Below are 20,891 nucleotides of genomic sequence, written 5' to 3' on the forward strand. Positions count from 1 at the left end.
ACAGCAATTCTAATTATACTACACTCTCCACACATATATTCTAAGTTCAGTTTAGCATAATTTTCATTGTTTTTCGAGTTTTTTTATTTAAAGAGAAAATTTGATACACCTGTTACTTTTCTGAAAAAATTTAATTTTCTTTTTTGTTTTGGATCATTTTTACTGTATTTTATTACTTTCAACAGATAATTATAGCTTATGGATAATAATTTATAAATATCATTATTCTGTTTGTTTTCCATCTTTCTGACATTAAGATTTAATTCCAGAAATGCTTTTGGATTTGTTATATTTCCGCTGTTAAAGAATGTATATGTATAGAGCCATACTTTCCGCAGGATCGCCAGGCTTTCCCGCTCATCCTTAGTCAGAGCTTTCAGGTCTATAGCCATATGAAGTGCTATAAGCCTTTCTGTTATTATAGTATCCATTCCCAAAAATTCGATATTTTCTTTATCCGGTTTTTTTCTCAGCTGAAAAATAATTTTTTCTCTGTACATATTTGAATTAATCATAAGCCTGTCAAATTTCCTGTTATCCTTTGCCCCTTTATGACGATTCAGTATTATATCTAGCATTTCTACTCTTATTTTAAGTAAATTTGTAAAATTATATTTTATCTCTTTTTGAGCAGTACTCTTAAATATATAGCTTACCAGAAAAGAATATAATCCGGCGAGAAATGTCATTACTCCCCTGTTCCAGAACAATACCTCCTGAGTCTGTATCCCTTTTGTAGAAAGCATTGCTGTTATTGTAATTACTATTACGGCAATAAAATAGTTTAGTCCTACTATAAGAAATATAATATAATTAAGTATAAGAACCAGTGTATATATTAATGTCTGAGAATTTATATCCTTAAAAAGATATGAGGCCAGAAACAGCCCTATAAATGTTCCTATTACTCTTGCTACCACACGCTTGTACGTTTCTTCAAAATATGGCTGGGACAGCAGTACGCTTGTCATGGGAAGCCAGTATCCCATTGGTGAATTCAGCAGCTTTGCAGTTATGAAAGACGTTGTCATCAGTATTGCCAGTCTCATGGAATATCTGAATAATATTGATTTCCTGCTAAAATTCGATTTGAACCAGTATATAAATTCGTCTTTTCTGTAAACAGGAAAAAATTTCAGCTTAATTCCAACATCATTTTTTTCATATACTTTTCTTTTCAGATTGTACACATCATAAAAAAATTCTACTTCCTCCTTATCATTCCATACGAAGTCATTCTTATTGAATTTATTATTTTCATATAACATTAGTCCGAAAAAGTAAAGCATTTCTGTCATTTTTTTCTTGTCTGAATTAGGATTTATTCTTATGTTCTCTATTAAAAAATGCAGCTTTAGCATCAGTCGCATTATCTCCCTGCTTAACAGAGATACCAGATATATCCCCTCACTGGACTTATAATACTCCTTTAGGCATTCATTATATGCTTCACGGGTATTTTCAATCACTCTGTCATAGTTCTGCTTATTTCCGGCAAGATACTGTTCTGTTTCCTCTATAGCAGCCATCAGATACTTGTCTATACATTCTGTTATTCTGTCTATCGGCTTCCCTTTATTCATTACAATTCCGTATACTGCCGAAATAAATATTGCTACGAACATTACCTCTATTTTTGTGAAAACAAGCGAAAGCTCCGGAAGATTTCCCTGATAAATAGCAAATACATACAATGTAGGAAAATAGTCCTTTAAGCCGGGTATATATTCCTCCATTCCAAAGAAAGTGATAATAAATGTAACCAGAAAACCCAAAACTATAAGCAGAATCCAGTTATGTGTAGAAAAATAACATATGAAAAGTAAAAGTGATAAAGATAAAAAATACATGACATATCTTTTTATTGCTCTGCTTTTACTAAAACCTTTTTTATTTGTATTATAACAATAGACACCTACAAAAATAGCTGTCATTACATTACTTAACGGAAATAAGTTAGGTAAAATCAGTATATAAATAAAAACAAGACCAAAAATATAATTTGTCTCTTTAAATGGAATTTTATCCAGTATCTCTTTCTTAAATTTCATGTTTTTCCTTCTCTTCTACATCTTCTTTATTCTATATATAATACCATTAAGCACTGCTTTGCAGACTTAATTTTTTCTTAGTATTTTCTTTATTTCTTCTAATCTTTATTTTTAAGCTCTGATATATTATTTATTTTATATATATAGTATACCATTATAAATTTTTTTATAAAATAAAAATATACCCCGTAATATTAAAAGAGGAATATTTTACTTTTTAGCTTCTATACTGACACTATATTTATTCAATTAATTAAAAGCTCTCATCAAACAATATAACCTTTATTGCTTAATGACCTGGAACTTCTTCATCTAACATTTTACATATCGTAATAACATGATTTTCTTTGAATACGGCTGTTATTCTTCATCGCCGATTTTTACTTTATTATAAATCTCTTTCAACTCTCTTTTTCCTACATGTGTATATATTTCAGTAGTGGAAATATTGACATGTCCGAGTATCTCCTGCACTATCCTGATATCTGCACCGTTATTTATAAGCATAGTTGCTACTGAATGTCTGAATATATGAGGATAAACGTTTTTCTCTATTTTTGCATTTTTGGCATATTTTTTTAATCTTTTCCAAAAATTTTCACGTCTTGTTCCTAAAAATAGTTTATACTCTAATTCATGACCTTTTTTCTTATTTTTATTTTCGCTTTCTTTTTCTTTTCTTTCCAGAACCAGTATTTTTCTGTCATTTTCTATATAAGCCTTGATCTCTTCCTCAAGCTGTGAATATATTGGAATAAGTCTGTATTTTGATCCTTTTCCCAAGACTCTGATAAATTCATAATCCTGATTTTCCACGTCTTTTATATCAAGAGTTAAAACCTCTGAAATTCTTGCTCCTGTTGCTACGAGAATTTTTATTATTATTTTATCTCTGACACCTTCCGGAGTATTTGGAATTGCATCAATTATGTCCTTTATCTCACTTAATTTTAATACTTCCGGAAGCTTGAACTCTCTTTTCAGATTTTTCAGAGATTCTGTAGGATTATCCGTTATATATTTATTTATATAGCAAAATTTGTAAAACGCTCTTATTGAAGCTATTTTCCTCAGTACAGTATTTCTTTTCACAGTTTTGGACAGTTTATCTACATACTCAATTACTTCCTCGTCCTCTATACTCTGAAAATTTTTCGGCACCTCTGAAAAAAACAAATTAAGATCCCGTTTATAACTGCTTAGAGTATTCTCCGAACTTCCCTTTTCATATCTCAGATAATCCAGAAATTCCATTGCTACAGTTTTATTTTCCATATTAAACACCCAGTATTTCTTTTGCATGCTGAATTGATATATCTGAATAGTCATCGCCGGATATCATTCTTGCGATTTCTCTCACCCTTTCTTCCTCATTCAGCGGTACTACCTTTGTTTCAGTAATTTTATTTTCCACTTCTTTTTTTATGAAAAACTGTTGATTTCCTTTGGCTGCTATCTGCGGTGAATGTGTAACACAGATCACCTGTACATCATTTGAAATCATTTTTAGCTTTTCAGCTACTTTTTTTACAGTTTCTCCTGCTATTCCAGTATCAATTTCATCAAAAATCAAAACTGATATATTATCTACTTTAGAAAAAATTATTTTTAATGCGAGCATAATCCTTGAAATTTCTCCCCCGGAAGCAATTTTCCCAAGCGGCTTTAATTCCTCGCCAAGATTCGCGGATATCATAAATTCTACATTATCCGTTCCTTTTTCCCTTAGTTCGTCTTTCTTTTCAAAGTGAATCTTAAAAACTGCATTTTCCATTTTTAAATCTTTAAGTTCTTTTTTCAGCTTAGTTTCTATATCCTTCGCCACATCTTTTCTCTTTTTGCTTAATTTCTCCGCAAGGCTGAAATATTTTTCTGTTTCTTTCTGTTTTTCTGCTTTAAATTTATCAAGCTCATCATTTTCAAAGCTTATCAATCCGAGCTTTTCCTCTATATCTTCCTTATATTCCAAAATCTCTTTTATTGTAGAGCCGTACTTCATTTTTAATTTATTTATGCTGTCAATTCTGCTTACTACTGTTTCCAGTCTGTTTTCATCAGTAGAAACCTCATCCATCATATCTTCTACAGTATACGCAATATCATCCAGCTCATAATAAAGCTTTTCCAGATTATCATGGACTTCCTGATAGGATACGCTTATATTCAGCAGCTGTTCAAAATTCTTGCGTGTCTTCTGTAAAGTACGCAAAATTGATAACTCGCTGTCCTTTAGATTCAAAATGGAATCTGCAAGTTTATCTTTTATTTTTCCGGCATTAAACAATATTTTATACTCTTCCTCCAGCTCGTCGTCTTCACCGGATTTGAGCTCCAAAGCATCTATTTCGCTTAAATGAAATTCATAAATATCCTTTTTTTCTTCTATCTGTCTTTTAATTTCTTCTATTTCATTAATTTTTTTACTAAGGCTGCTTATTTTTTGTATTGTTTTCTTTATATTCTCTTTTAGTTCCAGTCCGTCTTTACTTAAGAATTTATCCAGTAATAACAAATGATAATTCTTATTCAGCAGATACTGATGATTATGCTGTCCTACGAGATCCAGAACATGACTCATAATTTCCTTTAATTTCGATACAGGCACTCTCATGCCGTTTACCAGTACCTTTGATTTTCCGTCTCTTGAAAGATTTCTTGTTATTATAAGCTCCTCGTCCTCTATATCAAAGTCCAGATCATTTAATATTTTCACCTGCTCTTCAGTCAGATCAAATACTGCTTCAGCCGTAAGTTTTTCCTCGCCTGATCTTATCATGTCCGAACTGCTTCTTTCACCTATTAAAAGTGAAATTCCGTCCAAAATAATGGATTTTCCAGCCCCGGTTTCACCCGTAAGAGCTACAAATCCATTTTCAAAATTTAAATCAACATTTTTTATAATAGCCAAGTTGTTTAATCTGAGTTCTCTTAACATATTTTTACCCCGTCTAAAATATTATATGGAATCTCCCCACTTTAACTTTTCCCTTAATATCATGAAGTAATCCCTGTTTTCAGGTTTTATAAGTTTTACTACTTTATCTGACAGCCGTGTTTCTATTTTATCATCTTTATTGACCTTGAAGTGAATCTGTCCGTCTATATTCAGATGTATATCATTATCTCTTGAATCCAGCTTAAATGACAGAACTTCCTTGCCGTCCACTATTATAGGCCGTGCATTCAGACTCTGCGGTGCAAGCGGTGTAAGTGAAACAGAATTAAGTCCCGGATGCACTATAGGCCCTCCTGCTGAAAGAGAATAAGCCGTAGAGCCTGTAGGAGTGGCTACTATTATACCATCCGCCCTGTATTTATTTATTAGAGTATTATTAGCATAGACATTCACGGATAACAGTGTCGACTTTATCCCGCCTTTAGCAATTACCAGCTCATTCAGGGCATAATGTGTCTTCTCGTTATGTCTTACCTCTAAAAACCTTCTTTCCTCTATTTCATAATCATTATTTAAAAATTTGTCCAGTACGTATACTGCTTCACTGTCTCTGGTATATGCTAAGTAGCCGAGACTCCCCATATGGACAGCAAGCACAGGAATGTCTTTTGCCAGTACCTGCTGGGCTGCTGCCAGTATAGTCCCGTCCCCGCCAAAAGTAACTATCAAATCGCATTCTTCTGTTTTATATACTATTTCTATTTTCTTCTCTTCTAAATACGAATAAAATACTTTCAGATAATGACTGTCTTTTAAGTCATCCTTTTTTATTATTTTTATTTTCATTTCGAAACCTCTTTATAAGTAATTCATCGGATTTACCGTATTTACTCCTTTTCTTGTTTCAAAGTATAAATTTGCCTCTCTGTTTATATCACGTCCAAGAGTTCCTATGCTCTGCCCTTTTGAGACTTTCTGTCCTTTTGAAACACTTACTCCTGAGAGATTTCCATATACGGTAATAAGATTTCCGTGGTCTATTATGACTACATTTCCCAAATTATTCAGTGATCCCGAATATATAACATTTCCTGAATCAGCTGCTTTTACTGCCTGTCCCACACTTCCTCTTATTTCTATACCTTTACTTGTCAGTCCCTGAATTTTCTCCTGTCCGTAATTTGTTACTATTCTTCCGGACATTGGCATCATCAGGCTTCCTGTTCCTTTCGGAGGGCTGTATGTAGCTGCTGGTGTAGTTTTACCGGTATTGCTTGCAGTTGTTGTCGTCGGTTTTTCTCCTGAAAGATTTGAATTATTTCTTTCTCCGCTCGCTCCTCCTTTTTCTGCCTCTCTTCTTATTCTTTCCGCTTCAGCCAGTCTTATTCTTTCTTCTTCTGCTCTTTGTGCTGCTAGCTGCTGTGCTCTGATTTCTCTTGCTATGATAGCCTGAATTTCTGCTTCCAGCTTTCTTCTTTCCGAAATAAGTTTGCTGTTTGACTGCTGAATAGTTTTATTTTCACTGGAAAGTTTATTCTGTTTTGTTCTAAGTGCTGCTATAATTCTGTTTTGTTCCTGTTTAGCCGCATTCAGCTGCTTATTTTTTGATTCCAGATCATTTCTTGCTGACATAATCCGCGATGCCTGAGCCTGATTTTGTGATTTTAATGATTCTACCTGTTTTTTTTCACTTTCTACGCCTTCTTTGGTTTTTTCCACTACCTGAATATATTGTTTTTGTTTATTCAAAAATATTTTCAAATCATGATTTCTTTTATCCTGAACAACTACACTTGAATCGGAAAACAGATCCAGAGTTTCTTTTCTTCTTCTTACCCTGTCCCAGATTATTATCTTTTTTGCCAGATCCTCTTTATTTACATTTATTATTTCAGAATTTTTGTTTATTTCATTTATGTCTTTTCTTATTTCATCATCATTTTTACCTATTTCACGCAGTACATCAGTATATCTTTTCTGTGCATCATCATATTCAGCCTGCAGTTTTTTTATCTGGGCTTCTATATTTCTCAGCTGGCTTGTTGTTACATTCTCATCTTTTTTAGCCTTGTTTATTTCGCCGGAATTTTTATTTATTTTCTGATTGTTCTGATTAATTTGTGTATTTATCTGTTTGATCCGGGCATTATTTTTATCTTTTTGATCTGTGTAAATAATTGAGAAAACAAGAATAAAAATAAATGCAACCTTAGTTTTTTTCCTCATATTATCTACCTCTTATAAAACTTAAGATATCTTCTTGTACTTGAGAAATTTACTACTGCTGTAATAAAGATTCCCAGCACAAATGAAATTAAGAATAATGCTATAAGCTCACCTCTTGATGCTCTTGGCACAGCTCCTGAATTTAACAAATTAATTCCCTGCAGTATAAAGCCGTATACCTTTCTGAATATCAGAAAGCCACCCATTGAAGCAAGTCCGATTAAAAAAGCTCCTTCAAGAAAATATGTAAGTCTGATAAAGTTATTGCTCACACCAATATGCGTAAGTGTTCCTACATCTTTTTTTCTTGCTTTTATTCCTACGCTTGTCAGGTTAAATATTAATATTACGGCAAATATCCCGATTCCAGCCAGTCCGAATAACAGTATATTGTCCAGACTTTTGTCAAATTTCAGCGAGTTTTGTATTGCTGTGGTTCTCATATCCAGCTCCTGTACTTCCGGATAAGATTTTATCGTATTTTTTAATTCCTCTACATTTGCATTTTTGGATACATACAGATAAAAACTATCGCTCAATGGATTTTCCTGATCTGTCAGCTCCACTCCCAGTTCACTTTGAAGCTTTTCCAAAGCTCTTTCTTTTGGTTCAAATTTTATTGCTTTTATTCCCTTTGTGGAATTTAATTTTACCTGAAAATCCTGCAGCTCAGGCTCTGCCATAGTTTTTACATAAATTATTACCTGATTCGATACGTCCAGCTTTGCCTTAAAATCATTCAGGTTATAAAAAAAGATTAATAATACATCCAGCAGTGTGAAAACTACCATGAGGGATATTAATGAAGAGAAGAACATACCCTTTTCCTTGTTTACATTTCTAAACATTTCACTAATCGGATTCAACATCAGTCTTACCTCCATCTAAATCTATAACCCTTATTCTTTCGTCAAATAAATTTTCTTCTGAAGTAACTGCTATGACAGTAGTCCCTTCTTCATTTATTTTATAAAGATGTTTTAATAATTTTTCTTTATTATTTTTTTTCAATTTTTCAAATACTTCATCCAGAATGAGTAATTCCGGCTTTTTTACCAGTTCTCTCGAAAGCTCTACAAGGATCTTTTCCTGGTAAGAAAGCTGTCCGATTTTCTGTTTTTTTATGTTTTCAAGATCAAAGTATGCCAGTATTTCGTCTACACGTTCTTTTCTTTCTTTACTTTTCACTTTTAACAGATCAGTAGAAATTTTTATGTTCTCATAAACGGTTCTGTCGTCCAAAAGCCATAAATCCTGATCTACATATCCGATTTTTCTTCTTATTCTTGCTCTTTGAAAATTGAATTTCAATTTATTTAACTCTTTTTCTCCATAAAAAACTTTTCCTGAAGTAGGTCTGTCCATTAAATAAATAAAATGTAATACTGTTGATTTTCCTGATTTTCCTTTCAGATGTATAAATTCTCCATCGGAAATCTCAAGATTCAGGCCGTCTAATACTTCATAATCGGCATTCTTATATTTTTTATGAATATCTTCAAATTTAATCATGGTTACTCCTTATTAAATCTATTAATTTTATAAACTGCTGTTTTATTACTATAACTCAGAATCTTCTTTTTCCTTCTTTAGAAGATAAAAGAAAAGTGATAATACGAAAAACGCCAGAGAGATTGCTATAGCAGCATAAATCCCCTGTGATGTTGCATATTTTAATCCTTCGCTGTCTTTTTCACTTCCTATTACTAATACATTAAGCTGTATTGCCTGCTGTACAAGAAAAGCCATTTTCAGAAAAAATCCCTGTATCCCGAATAACAGGCCTTCCACACTGACCTTATGTCTGCCGGAAATAGAAACTGCTATTTCACTGATCATTGCCTGCGGAAATATAAATGCCGCCCCGCTTAGACCTGTTCCGCAGATAAAGAATAATACATATGCCAGCAGGCTGTTTTGGCTGTCAATAAATAAAAGTCCGCTTCCTCCGAGAATAAGTATAATTATATCCACTATAATTACTTTCTTATAAGAGTATTTTTTTGACAGCTTATTTGTAATCGGAAAGCACAGAGCTGCAGAACCGAACAATATTACTGAAATAAGGGTAATTATCCCCTTTGGCTTCTGCATTATACTTACCACATAATAATTTATCATTCCCCGCAGCAGGTTAAATCCTACAAAAAAGAAAAAGAATGCTGCAAAATAAATTACTATATCTTTTTTCAGTATGTACTTGGATGACTCTTTAAATTTTACACTTTCTGTTATTTTATTATTGCTTATATTTTTCTCGTCCAGAAAGAATATACATATATATATTCCCAGAACTGCAATTATACTTAATAAAATAATCGTCAGTCTCAGACCCTTTTCGGTATTGTCCCCGCCCAGCAAAGGAATCAGCAGTCCCGGAAGAACCATTGCCACAGCTGTAAAAACCAGCCTGAAAACTGACTGTACCGTAGACAGATCCAGTCTCTCCTCTTTACTGTTTGTTATATCAGGAATCAAGGCATTATAGGGTCCTCCTACCATTGTATAAAAAATAAAAAATAGTCCTCCTACAATGGTAAGACTTATAAAAGTGGTCATGGTCGTCATTTTCACAGGAAAGAAAAATAAAACCATTGTAAAGCCCAGCGGTATTCCCCCTAATGCTATAAACGGAGTCCTCTTTCCCCACTTTGAATTTGTTTTATCTGATAAATAGCCTACCAATGGATCAGATACTGCATCTATGAACCTTGACAGGACAAGTGCCAGAGTTATCAGTCCGGCAGGCAGCAGGGGACTAAGCCCTGTTTCTTCCTTAGGCGGAAGATAATAATATGGAAGCCACTGATTAAACAGCTGATCCATTATAAAATATGAAACTCCTATACCGTATATCCAGTATTTTCCCTTACTTAGTCTGCTCTTCATTATCGTCATTCTCCAAAAATTTTCTTACTTCTTCAGTATATTCTGCTTTGTTATCTCCGTATATTCTCACATGTCCGCTGTTTTCAAATACTTTTAACGTAACATTTTTGTACTGTGCTATTTCATTATACTCTTCCATGAGCATTCCATATGTAGTCGCCTTATCTTGTTTTGACTGCAGAAGAAGAGTAGGTATTCTTCGGAGTAAATATGAAAGTCTCATCTTATGGAGGTGCTTATGTACTCTGAGATCAAATATTCTTGATACTACACTTGTTATAAATTTTGGAACTTTTCTTTTTCTTGCATCTTCTTTTATTCTTTTTCTTGAATTGGAAATAGGACTGTCCAGTATTAATTTAGTTACCTTCATTCCGCCTTTTCTTATTTTATCGCTAAAGAGCTTGGCTGCTATTGCAGAACCCATCCCGCCCTGAGAAAAACCGTAAAGGATAAACTCTTTTTTTCCGTATCTTTCTTTTAACATTTCCATTGTGTGAAGTATGTCCTGTCCAAAGCCGTATCCCATAAATGTCTTAGCTTCGTCTGCTCTTCCCGAATTTCTTAAATCAGGAAGAAAAACACTGTATTCCTTATCCAGATTCAGATCCTTCACAAGCTCTAGACACTGAAGAACTGCCAGTCTGTTTGTTCCTCTCCCGTGTGAAATTATCAATGCTTTGTCAGTATTCTCATTTTCTATAAGCCATCCGAAAAGCTTTATTTTTTTGGAATTGTATTCTATTTCTTTATAGTTAAATCCATAATCCAAAGGATTAATTTTATCTTCTATGTTATATTTCTGTCTGTCTTTCTTACTGTTATATATATCTTCAAGGGTTATTCTCTGATATTTTTCTATCTGGTTCAAAAAGTACTTTACTGCCAAATACGCTATCGCAAAGAAAAATATCATAAATATTATGTTTATCGCTATTACTATTCCCATTTGCTACCTCACTTTATTATTGAATTTAATTTTTCTTTCCTCTTCAACATCAGTTCTTTTAATAAAAAACCATTTTTCTCTGTTTTAACCTTTCTGGTATCTAATCTTTCTATATCTTTCCAGTTTGTATATATTTTTTCTTTTTTGTTTGTCTTTATCAGTCTGTGGAGATGTCCTCTTCCCCTTTGATTAAAGCCGAGTACTCTTACATATTCCGGCTCCGAATCCTGTATGTCCTTTTCTTTTATATCTAAAAGTACATTCAAGATACTCCTTTTTATTCTGGAAATCGAAAAATTCCTGCTTTTCATATTAGCTGTAAAGCTGCTATATGTATTACTGCGTGAAGCCTGATGCAAAAGTCTGTTTAAAAGGTCTTCGCTCATATCATATATTTCTCCCAGCTCTTTACGCTCATATGTAAGTATTTTATACCTGAACAGCTCATAAAGCCTGTCTTCTGCCTTGCTGTCTTCCTCTGCTTTGCTTTTTATGATATTGTAGACTTCTTCGGGCATAACATTCTGATTTTCTGCAAGTCTGCCTTCCTTATATATTTTTCTTATATTTGAAGCACTTGTAATATTTTCCGTTATTTCTGTTTCATTGTAGCCTGTACTTTTTCTTTCCACTATATGCGGCTTTATATGAAAGCCTTTTTCTCTGATAGTTTTCATATACTCCATTGCCAGTATATTATTTGATAAGAAAAAATCCCCCATACCAAATTCCGACAGTGCTTTATGATGTGAAACCGAATAACTCTCACCATTTTTCAAATATTTTTTTAAAAGTCTAGCATATGAATCTGTGTTTTGCATTTGAATAACCTCATTTAATTTATTGATATCCCCGGTTTCAGCACCGAAAATCTGAGTATCCGCCTCCATATATTCCAGTATTTTCACAGCCTCTCTGCAAAAAACCTCTGCATTTTGCAGGGAATAATACAGGGGAAGCTCTATTACCAGATCTATACCGTTATTCAGCGCTATTTCCGTTTTTTCCCATTTATCTATAAAAGAAAACTCACCTCTCTGGACAAAATCACCGCTAATCACTGCCATCACCAGCTCCGGGTCATATTTTCCCGTTTCTGCGATCTGGTATAAATGTCCGTTATGAAAAGGATTGTATTCTGCCACTATTCCTGCTCTCATACCCTAAAATCACCTTAGATATTATAACATATTCTCAAAGCTTTTGACAGTTTAAATTGAAAAAATCAGCCAAAAAGAGTATAATGGCTTATAAGTTTTATGAAATTATTTTTTTAGTTAGGAGAAAATATGGAAAAAGGTATGACCTTTACTTCCCTTGTATTAGGTATTATCGGAACGGTTTTTATTTCGGCAAGTTCATTTTATGTTGTTTTGAAATACGGAGCTCTGCCATGGCCTACTATAATGGCTGCACTTGTATCAATGTTTTTTCTTTCGCTTTTCGGAAAGAGAAACAAAAATGAAATAAACGTTACTCATACTATAATGAGTGCAGGTTCTATGGTTGCCGGCGGTGTGGCCTTTACTGTCCCCGCATATATCCTTCTGGGAGGAGATGTAAATGACATTGACCCTGTAATTCTGCTTATCACTATACTTATAGGGAGTGTCCTCGGGGCTTTGCTCTCATTTATGATAAGAAGAAAACTAATTGATGACAGCTCTCTTGAGTTTCCCATCGGGACAGCGGCATATGAGCTTGTCAACAACGGAAATGACAAAAAAAATATGCTTTATGTGCTTTTAGGTTCTTTATTCAGCGGAATTCTTTCAGTATTCAGGGATATTTCTTTCAGACCGGGAAAAGCACCGTTTATACCCACTACCTATGTATTCAGAGATGGTTTAATTTCATTTTATGTTTCGCCGCTTCTGGTAGGAATCGGCTATATATTAGGATTTTTAAATACCTTCACATGGTTTTTAGGGGGGGCTCTCACATATTGGCTTGCAAGACCCTATGCCCTAAAAAACGGCATAAATGACTTTGATATCATGAAAAACAGCTTTGGAATGGGTTTTATCATTGGAATAGGACTTTCTATAATAGTCAAAATAGTATTTTTTAATAAAAAAGATTCAAAAACAAAAAGCTCAAAATTTTATATTATTTTTACAGCACTTATTTTTGTGGCAGTACTTACTTTTGTTTATAAGCTTCCTGTGTTTTTTGCACTGCTTGTTATTCTTATTACAGTTATTTCAGCAGTCATAGCAGGATATACTACAGGAAAAACCGGGGTTAACCCTATGGAAATCTATGCCATAATTACTATACTGGCAGTTACTTTCCTGAATTCTCTTTTTAATACATTCAGTATTGACAACACTGTCTTCAGCATAATTTTCAAAGGCAAAATACCGGAACTTATCTTGTTTCTGCTGGCATGTATTGTTTCTGTAGCCTGCGGTCTTGCCGGAGATGTTCTTAATGACTTCAAAGCCGGGAGCAAGCTAAAAACAAGCCCTTATGCACAGCTTGCCGGAGAAATTATCGGTGCAGTAGTAAGTTCATTTGTTATTACGTTTTTATTCTTTGTATTTTTCAGAGTTTATAAAAATATAGGACCTTCTGCCTCGAATCCTGATCTTATTGTTTTTCAGGCTTCAATTATTTCTTCAATAGTAAAAGGTATTCCGTTTATGAATATTTTCCTGATCGGAATAGGAGCAGGATTTGTGCTTAATTTGCTGAGACTTCCTGTTTTGACATTCGGTATAGGTATATATCTTCCTATAGCACTGACTATCCCTGTATTTTTAGGCGGATTTATCAGCTTTCTATTTTCGGTGTTCCCGAAAAAACCGGCTGACAGCGCTATGTTCTTTGCAAACGGCCTTATGGCAGGAGAAGCAGTGATAGGAGTTATAATATCAATAATTGCATACATCAAACTTTTTTATTAGGAGATGAAAATATGATTTTAGCCTTTGACATAGGTAACACACATATAGTTCCCGTATTTTTCGATGAATACGGAAATATAATAGAGAGTTTCAGAATTCCTACGAATCTTATTATGACGGAAGATACTCTTTTTGGTATTCTGAAATCACTTACGGAATATAAAAATATAAATCTTAATGAGGTTCATAAAGTAATTATTTCATCAGTTGTTCCTCATCTAAACGAAATTTTTGCATACCTCAGCCAGAAATATTTCAATGTAGCACCTGTAGTTGTTACACTGAACAAAATTAAGGACGAAATAATACTTATGCCGGATACTGAAAGGGGACTGGGCGCAGACAGAATCATAGATATCCTGCAGGCAAAGGTTCTGTTTCCTGATAAAGAACTTATCATTATAGATTTTGGGACAGCTACTACCTTTGATGTAATAAAGGATTCTGTTTATCTTGGCGGATGTATTCTTCCCGGCATAGAGCTTTCCATTGATGCTTTATTCAAAAATACTGCAAAGCTTCCAAAGGTTTATTTTCAGGAGCCTAGTACAGTTTTTGGCAAAAATACTATAAACCAGATAAATGCAGGAATCTACTACAGTAATATCGGAGGTATCAAGGAGATACTTTCACAGTATAAAAAAGGACTTCAGGCGCCATTTGTAATAGCAACAGGCGGTCAGGGAAAAAATATCTCTGAAGTAATTGAAGATATTGATGTTTATCTTCCCGATCTTAGTATGAACGGTCTTTATACATTTGCAAAAAAATTCTCGTAATACTTTTATTTGAATATAGATAAAAAATGCACACATATGACAAATCATACTGTGTGCATTTTAATTATATGCTGAAATCTTAATTATCCTGCAAGACCCCTGCATTTCACATTCTTTTCAGAATCTGCCGAAACATGCAGTACATGATATGCAAAATAATCGGGACTGCAGCTGATAAAAAGCTCTATCTCGGGATTTTCCGTATCACTTCTGAAATCTATTGATATACTTTCAAAATATAAGCTATTTAAAAATTCTTCCTCACTTATCGGGAAAAAAACTTTTTGTCCGTCTTCCATAATGTAGCATTCCTGTTCTTCATCATCAGCCTTCTCAGCACTGCTTGCCCAGTCTTCTGCCAATGATATGCAGCCGTAATCTGTCAGGGCTTTCTCTATCTTTTCTCTGTTTTCTTCTATCCACTTTATTTGTTCGGTTATTTTTTCCGCTAAAATATCAAAATATTCATCTTCAGGCTTATCTTTTGGAAAATCCAGAGCAATTGAAGTATTTTTATCCCATAATTGTACAGTTCCTTCATAAGAAAATACATCCGATACTTTAAAGTTTGCTTTTTCTATCTTTATACCATTAAAATTCATAGCTAGCCTTTCTGTTTTTTGCTTTTTTACGAGCATACCTTTTTAGTAACAGCACTTCTATTTTTCACCAAGAACAAAAGAAAATCCTGCTTTTACATTATGATTTTCAAAGTTATCATTTTTTTCATATTCATAACCTGCTTTTACTGAAAATTTTTCAGTTATCTTATAGTCTATATCTGCACTTGCAGTCATTATTCCTTTACTGTAATCCAGTTTTTCCATTTTATAATCGTTGCTCATATTTCTTGTTTCATGGAAAGTATCGGTGAAATTTTGTTTATAGCCTACACCCGCATTCCATCTCAGTTTTCCTTCATCATTTCCAATATCTACCCCGGCCTTTCCTACAAAACCTTTTCCGTCAGTACTGTCAATATTATCCATTCCATCGGTAGTAATAACTCCCTCTTTTACATATACATAGTCAACACCAATATTTGGTCTGATTTTGACGCTGGAAGTAATTTTCTGATTATACCCCGCAGACAGTCCTCCCTTTATCACATGGGAATTATAGCTGCTTTCTTTTGTCCCTGTACCCAGCCAGTCTGCATTCAGTTCATGTTCATTATACCCATATTGTAAATGTGCATCTATATCAAAATTCTCTTTCACATATCTTCCAAATACATTTAAATTAAATGATCTTACTTTTTCATCATCATCATTAGAATAAGAAACACTATTGTTTGTATACCCCAGAGTAAAACCGCTGTAAAGATCTTCTGCATGTTTATAAAGAGTTGTCCCCATTATTCCATTTGTATCCACATTATAATCATAATTATATTTATTTTCTGCATCAAAATTTGATTTCAGTCCCAGATATTCTATAGACTGTCTTCTTTCACCCGGCATCATATCTGCTGCTTCCATATTCAAAAATCTTTCTGAAGCCCATCCGATCTTATTGGCATTATCTAAATCTACTCTGTTTCTAGGAACCGGATTCAATTTAGCATCCATTTCTGTTTCCTGCTGTCCGGGATTAGGATTAGGACCCGGATCAGGAGTTAAAGCTATTTTGGAATATACCTGATCTACTACAGTTACGCCGTTTTCAACTCTGGAAACAGCTTCTCTTACCCAGCCTCCTGTTTCCTTCAGTTCCTGTGTTACTCCGAAATTAAAGCTCGGATCTATTGCCTGAAGCTTGTTGGAAATGATAATATTTTTTATTCTGACTTTACTTTTTTCCGAAACCTGCTCCGCTTCCTCCAATATATTTTTAGCTGTACCTCCGGCATTTGTCAGAACTATTTTTCCGCCATTCAATATTACACTTCCCGCTATAATTTTTCCGGTTTTTTCAGTTTCAGAATCAATTCCGTCATAATCAACACCTACATTAACAGTACCGTTTATTGTTAAATTTCCTACTAATGTATCTGATGCAAAATCTGAAGCGATACTTTTTGCATTGCTGAAAGCACTGCTGTAATAAGTATCCCCGTCTGCGGCAGGTTTTAAGTTCACTGTCCCGTTTATTGCAGAATTTCCTGATGAAACAATTTTTTCAAAATTATTTACTTCGTCAAATGTAACATTTCCATTACTTATAAAAATATTGCTTCCTGCTCCGCCGTCTATTTTTCCTTTTACTGCTGAATTATTACCCAGCTCAAGAACACTGTCCCCGCTGTCAAATTCTATTGCAGTACCTCCCGGACTTCTTGCAGTTATTGCTCCGGCATTTAGAAAATGTCCGCTGTACTGATTCGATCCGGAAACTATTTTTACTGTATGGTCAGAAGATGCTATTGTTCCATAATTCTTTGTTTCTTTATTATTTTCAGCATAAAATGCTGTCCCGTTATTATCAAGCTCTATTAATATATTCCCGTTATTTATAACTTTTGAATCCTTGGAATCAATTACTTTATCACCCTTATATGAAAGCAGCATTCCGTTTATCTCCACATCAGATGAATCAGCCTTTACGGCAGATCCGAGCTCAGTTACTACTATTCCTCCCATAGTCAGTTTAGAGTTATTCTCTACTGCTATAGCATCTATATCCCCTTTTACCAATACCAGTGATGAATTGTCCACTTCAATTTTTCCATTGCCGGGAGCATATATTCCATAACTGTTTCCTGAAGTATTGGCATATATAAATTGAGAATCTTTCATTAACAGTGAAGTATTATTCTCAAGATATACACCTTTACTGACTCCTCTGTACTCAACCACAGACCCGTCCCATTCTACTGACTGGTTTTCTCCTATAAAAAATCCCATTCCCGGACCGGTTAATTCATTATTCAACAGAACCCTCAGTCCTTTCAGTCTGAAAAAATCACCTGATCCCGGCTGAACCCATAAAACCAGATCATTATTAGGTACAGCACTAATCGCAGACGGATCTATCGAATAATCTCCAAGCCCGTCCGGAAACGGATAGCCTGCTCCCATATTCGTATGCCCCCCTACTCCGAAAAAAAGAGAATAACCGGGTTGTCCTATTTCTGCCATAGTTCCCAGATGTCCGTTAGCCCATGTCTGAAATCCGTATACAGAGCTTGCATCCACTACTCCAAATAGTGCAAACTCATCAGCACCTGTAACAGTTATTTCTCTATTTTCCCCTATTTTATAATCAGTATAATCGTTAAATGATAGTGAATAAGCACTGCTGGTAAGCAAAGCAGAAAGTGCAAACAAATGTTTATAACTACCTTTTTTCATAAAATCCTCCATTTTTTATTGTATAATTTTATTATCTCCCTATATTTGTTGACATTTTTTAAATTCGTACTTAATTTCCTCAAAAATAATTAATTAATGTTTTTCATTAAAATATCTTTTTTTCTTCTTAAATCTCAGTCAGCACTCCTATAAATACAGTATATTTTAAATTATTACAATTTTGTAGTTTATTCTAAATTATACCTTGTTTTTCTCTTATTAACAACTAAAATTTATAATCAACTAAATTATATTTCTATTAAAAAAAATTATTTCCTTTACTTTCCTTACATTTGTATATATAATATGTATGGTACCATACTAGTTTGATAATTTATTTGCTTTTAGCTGAATTATGCTAATTCCGCACTCTGCAAGATAGAGATTAACAGCTGTTGTACTATTCACAGTAATATCCGGTTAAAAACAAGCAAGTCATTAAACTAAAATTCAAATCACAAAAAGTAACTTCTGTTACAGCTTTTTTTCAAATTTATCAGTATAATGTATATAATATAAATTTAAAATCATTAGTCGTATTTTTTTAGTCAATATTTTTTAGTTTCCGCTAAAATGCTTTGACTTTCAAATAGAAATGTTTTAAAATATTTGTGTATAAAATTTATTTAAATAATGTTCAACAGTTTTAGAAAGGGAGTGTTCATAGTGAATGCATGGAACAATTTTAATAGAGGTGCTTGGGTTGATAATATCAACGTAGGTGACTTTATTCAAACAAACTACACTGAATATCTGGGAGATGAAAGCTTTCTTACCTCTCCTACAGATGCTACAATGAAATTATGGGAATCTTTGACAGAAATGTTTAAAGTAGAGAGGGAAAAAGGAATTTATAATGCAGAAACAAAAATTCCTTCTCAGATAGATGCTTATGGTCCCGGCTATATCAATAAAGATTTAGAAAAAATAGTCGGTCTTCAGACAGATGAACCATTAAAAAGAGGTATCTTTCCAAATGGCGGGCTCAGAATGGTAAAAAACAGCCTGGAAGCTTTTAACTATAAATTAGATCCTACTACTGAAGAAATTTTTTCAAAATACAGAAAAACTCATAATGACGGAGTTTTCTCAGCCTATACTTCCAGTATAAGAAAAGCAAGAAGCAGCGGTATAATAACTGGACTGCCTGATGCATACGGAAGAGGAAGAATCATAGGAGATTACAGAAGAATAGCACTTTATGGTACTGACAGACTGATAAACGAACGTGAAGAGAGATACAAAAGATGTGATCCTAATGAAATGACTGAAGATGTTATCAGACTAAGAGAAGAAATACGTGATCAGATAGATGCTCTAAAAGCATTAAAGAGAATGGCACAGTCATATGGCTTTGATATATCAAATCCTGCTTCTACTGCTCAGGAAGCTATACAATGGACTTATTTCGGCTACCTCGGAGCAATCAAAGACCAAAACGGAGCTGCTATGAGTATCGGACGTGTGTCTACTTTCCTTGATATCTATATAGAAAGAGATATTAAAAACGGTATTCTTGCAGAACAGGAAGCTCAGGAGCTTATGGATCAGTTTGTTATGAAACTTAGAATTGTCAGATTCTTGAGAACACCTGATTATGATCATCTGTTCTCGGGAGATCCTGTATGGGTTACTGAATCCATAGGAGGTATGAGTGATTCAGGAAAATCCCTTGTTACAAAAAACAGTTTCAGACTTCTGCATACTTTATATAATTTAGGACCTGCGCCTGAACCGAACCTTACAGTACTTTGGAGCGAAAGACTTCCTGAAAGCTGGAAAAATTACTGTTCCAAAGTATCTATAGATACTTCATCTGTACAATATGAAAATGATGATCTTATGAGACCTGAATTTGGTGATGATTATGGTATCGCATGCTGTGTTTCTCCAATGAGAATAGGAAAGCAAATGCAGTTTTTCGGTGCAAGGGTTAATCTTCCAAAAGCACTGCTTTATGCTATAAACGGCGGTAAGGATGAAAAGACAAAAGCTCAGGTAACTCCTGAAATATTTGATAAAATCACTTCCGATTATCTTGAATTCCATGAAGTTTGGGAAAAATTTGATAAGCTTCTTGACTGGCTGGCTGAAACATATGTAAAAGCACTGAATATTATTCACTATATGCATGATAAATATTCTTATGAAGCCTTGGAAATGGCTCTTCATGATGTAGATGTATACAGAACACAGGCATTCGGAGTAGCAGGAATTTCTATAATTGCCGACTCGCTTGCAGCTATAAAATACGGGAAAGTAAGAGTAATAAGAGATGAAGACGGGGATGCCGTGGATTATGTCGTAGAAAAAGGATACGTTCCTTTTGGAAATAATGATGATAACACAGATAAGCTTGCAGTAAAAGTAGTGGAATTATTCATGAATAAAATAAGAGCACACAAAATGTATAGAAATGCGACACCTACACAGTCAGTACTTACAATTACATCAAATGTGGTTTATGGTAAGAAGACAGGGAATACTCCTGACGGAAGACGTGCCGGCGAACCGTTTGGTCCCGGAGCTAATCCTATGCATGGAAGAGATACCAGAGGTGCTGTAGCTTCACTTGCTTCTGTTGCAAAGCTTCCGTTTGAACATGCTAATGACGGAATTTCATATACTTTTGCAATAACACCTGAAACTTTGGGAAAAAATGAAGATGAGAAAAAGAACAATCTTACAGGACTTCTTGACGGATACTTTAATCAGGCCGGACAGCATTTGAATGTCAATGTTTTTGGAAGAGAACTGCTGGAAGATGCTATGGATCATCCGGAAGACTATCCTCAGCTTACTATAAGAGTTTCAGGATATGCAGTAAATTTTGTAAAATTAACAAAAGACCAGCAGCTTGACGTAATAAACAGAACAATAGCAGATAAATTTTAATAAG

General features: G+C 34.0%; 15 protein-coding genes. 3 read left to right on the plus strand and 12 right to left on the minus strand.

The genetic code is table 11. From position 1 onward, the window contains the following. Positions 1-83: 83 nt before the first annotated feature. The 10 genes from STERM_RS13285 to STERM_RS13330 form a co-directional block, all read right to left on the minus strand. Entirely contained in the window at positions 84-2,051 is a 1,968-nt protein-coding gene (locus tag STERM_RS13285) for an FUSC family protein (RefSeq protein ID WP_012862143.1), read from the minus strand. Between the two features lie 360 nt (positions 2,052-2,411). After that, positions 2,412-3,326 carry a tyrosine-type recombinase/integrase gene (locus STERM_RS13290; RefSeq protein ID WP_012862144.1) on the minus strand — a complete coding sequence of 305 codons (915 nt, stop codon included), beginning with the start codon at positions 3,324-3,326 and terminating at the stop codon, positions 2,412-2,414. Position 3,327: 1 nt separating this feature from the next. Next, on the minus strand, positions 3,328-4,986 hold the full coding sequence (gene recN / locus STERM_RS13295) for a DNA repair protein RecN (protein ID WP_012862145.1): 1,659 nt from the start codon (positions 4,984-4,986) through the stop codon (positions 3,328-3,330). Positions 4,987-5,007: 21 nt separating this feature from the next. After that, positions 5,008-5,793, minus strand: a complete 786-nt coding sequence (locus STERM_RS13300) for an NAD(+)/NADH kinase (RefSeq protein WP_012862146.1) — start codon at positions 5,791-5,793, stop codon at positions 5,008-5,010. Positions 5,794-5,805: 12 nt separating this feature from the next. Further along, positions 5,806-7,173, minus strand: a complete 1,368-nt coding sequence (locus STERM_RS22720; protein ID WP_012862147.1) for a murein hydrolase activator EnvC family protein — start codon at positions 7,171-7,173, stop codon at positions 5,806-5,808. Positions 7,174-7,178: 5 nt separating this feature from the next. Next, a complete protein-coding gene (locus tag STERM_RS13310; protein WP_012862148.1) occupies positions 7,179-8,042 on the minus strand; it encodes a cell division protein FtsX in 864 nt (287 codons plus the stop codon). Continuing rightward, complete coding sequence (locus tag STERM_RS13315) at positions 8,026-8,685, minus strand: cell division ATP-binding protein FtsE (RefSeq protein WP_012862149.1); 660 nt, start codon at positions 8,683-8,685, stop codon at positions 8,026-8,028. The genes STERM_RS13310 and STERM_RS13315 overlap by 17 nt, the downstream gene beginning before the upstream one ends. Positions 8,686-8,733: 48 nt before the next feature. Beyond that, positions 8,734-10,071 carry an MFS transporter gene (locus STERM_RS13320; protein ID WP_244407169.1) on the minus strand — a complete coding sequence of 446 codons (1,338 nt, stop codon included), beginning with the start codon at positions 10,069-10,071 and terminating at the stop codon, positions 8,734-8,736. Next, positions 10,043-11,011 (minus strand): alpha/beta hydrolase, encoded by a 969-nt coding sequence (locus tag STERM_RS13325; RefSeq protein ID WP_012862151.1) that lies wholly within the window; start codon positions 11,009-11,011, stop codon positions 10,043-10,045. The genes STERM_RS13320 and STERM_RS13325 overlap by 29 nt, the downstream gene beginning before the upstream one ends. Positions 11,012-11,019: 8 nt before the next feature. Next, complete coding sequence (locus tag STERM_RS13330) at positions 11,020-12,171, minus strand: tRNA(Met) cytidine acetate ligase (protein ID WP_012862152.1); 1,152 nt, start codon at positions 12,169-12,171, stop codon at positions 11,020-11,022. A gap of 129 nt (positions 12,172-12,300) precedes the next feature. Here STERM_RS13330 and STERM_RS13335 point away from each other — a divergent pair, with 129 nt between their 5' ends. Both STERM_RS13335 and STERM_RS13340 read left to right on the plus strand, forming a co-directional pair. Then, positions 12,301-13,920, plus strand: a complete 1,620-nt coding sequence (locus tag STERM_RS13335) for an OPT/YSL family transporter (protein ID WP_012862153.1) — start codon at positions 12,301-12,303, stop codon at positions 13,918-13,920. Between the two features lie 11 nt (positions 13,921-13,931). After that, positions 13,932-14,699 carry a type III pantothenate kinase gene (locus tag STERM_RS13340; protein ID WP_012862154.1) on the plus strand — a complete coding sequence of 256 codons (768 nt, stop codon included), beginning with the start codon at positions 13,932-13,934 and terminating at the stop codon, positions 14,697-14,699. A gap of 83 nt (positions 14,700-14,782) precedes the next feature. Here STERM_RS13340 and STERM_RS13345 read toward each other — a convergent pair whose 3' ends face one another. Together STERM_RS13345 and STERM_RS13350 are read right to left on the minus strand one after the other, a co-directional pair. Beyond that, a complete protein-coding gene (locus tag STERM_RS13345) occupies positions 14,783-15,301 on the minus strand; it encodes a DUF2262 domain-containing protein (RefSeq protein ID WP_012862155.1) in 519 nt (172 codons plus the stop codon). A gap of 57 nt (positions 15,302-15,358) precedes the next feature. Then, a complete protein-coding gene (locus STERM_RS13350; RefSeq protein WP_012862156.1) occupies positions 15,359-17,992 on the minus strand; it encodes an autotransporter family protein in 2,634 nt (877 codons plus the stop codon). A gap of 666 nt (positions 17,993-18,658) precedes the next feature. On the opposite strand from STERM_RS13350, the gene pflB reads away from it, so the two are divergent. Continuing rightward, the gene (gene pflB / locus STERM_RS13355) at positions 18,659-20,887 is read left to right on the plus strand and encodes a formate C-acetyltransferase (RefSeq protein WP_012862157.1); all 2,229 of its coding nucleotides are present in this window, start codon (positions 18,659-18,661) and stop codon (positions 20,885-20,887) included. The last annotated feature ends 4 nt before the right edge of the window (positions 20,888-20,891 follow it).

It is taken from the genome of Sebaldella termitidis ATCC 33386, assembly GCF_000024405.1.
Taxonomy (GTDB): Bacteria; Fusobacteriota; Fusobacteriia; order Fusobacteriales; family Leptotrichiaceae; genus Sebaldella; species Sebaldella termitidis.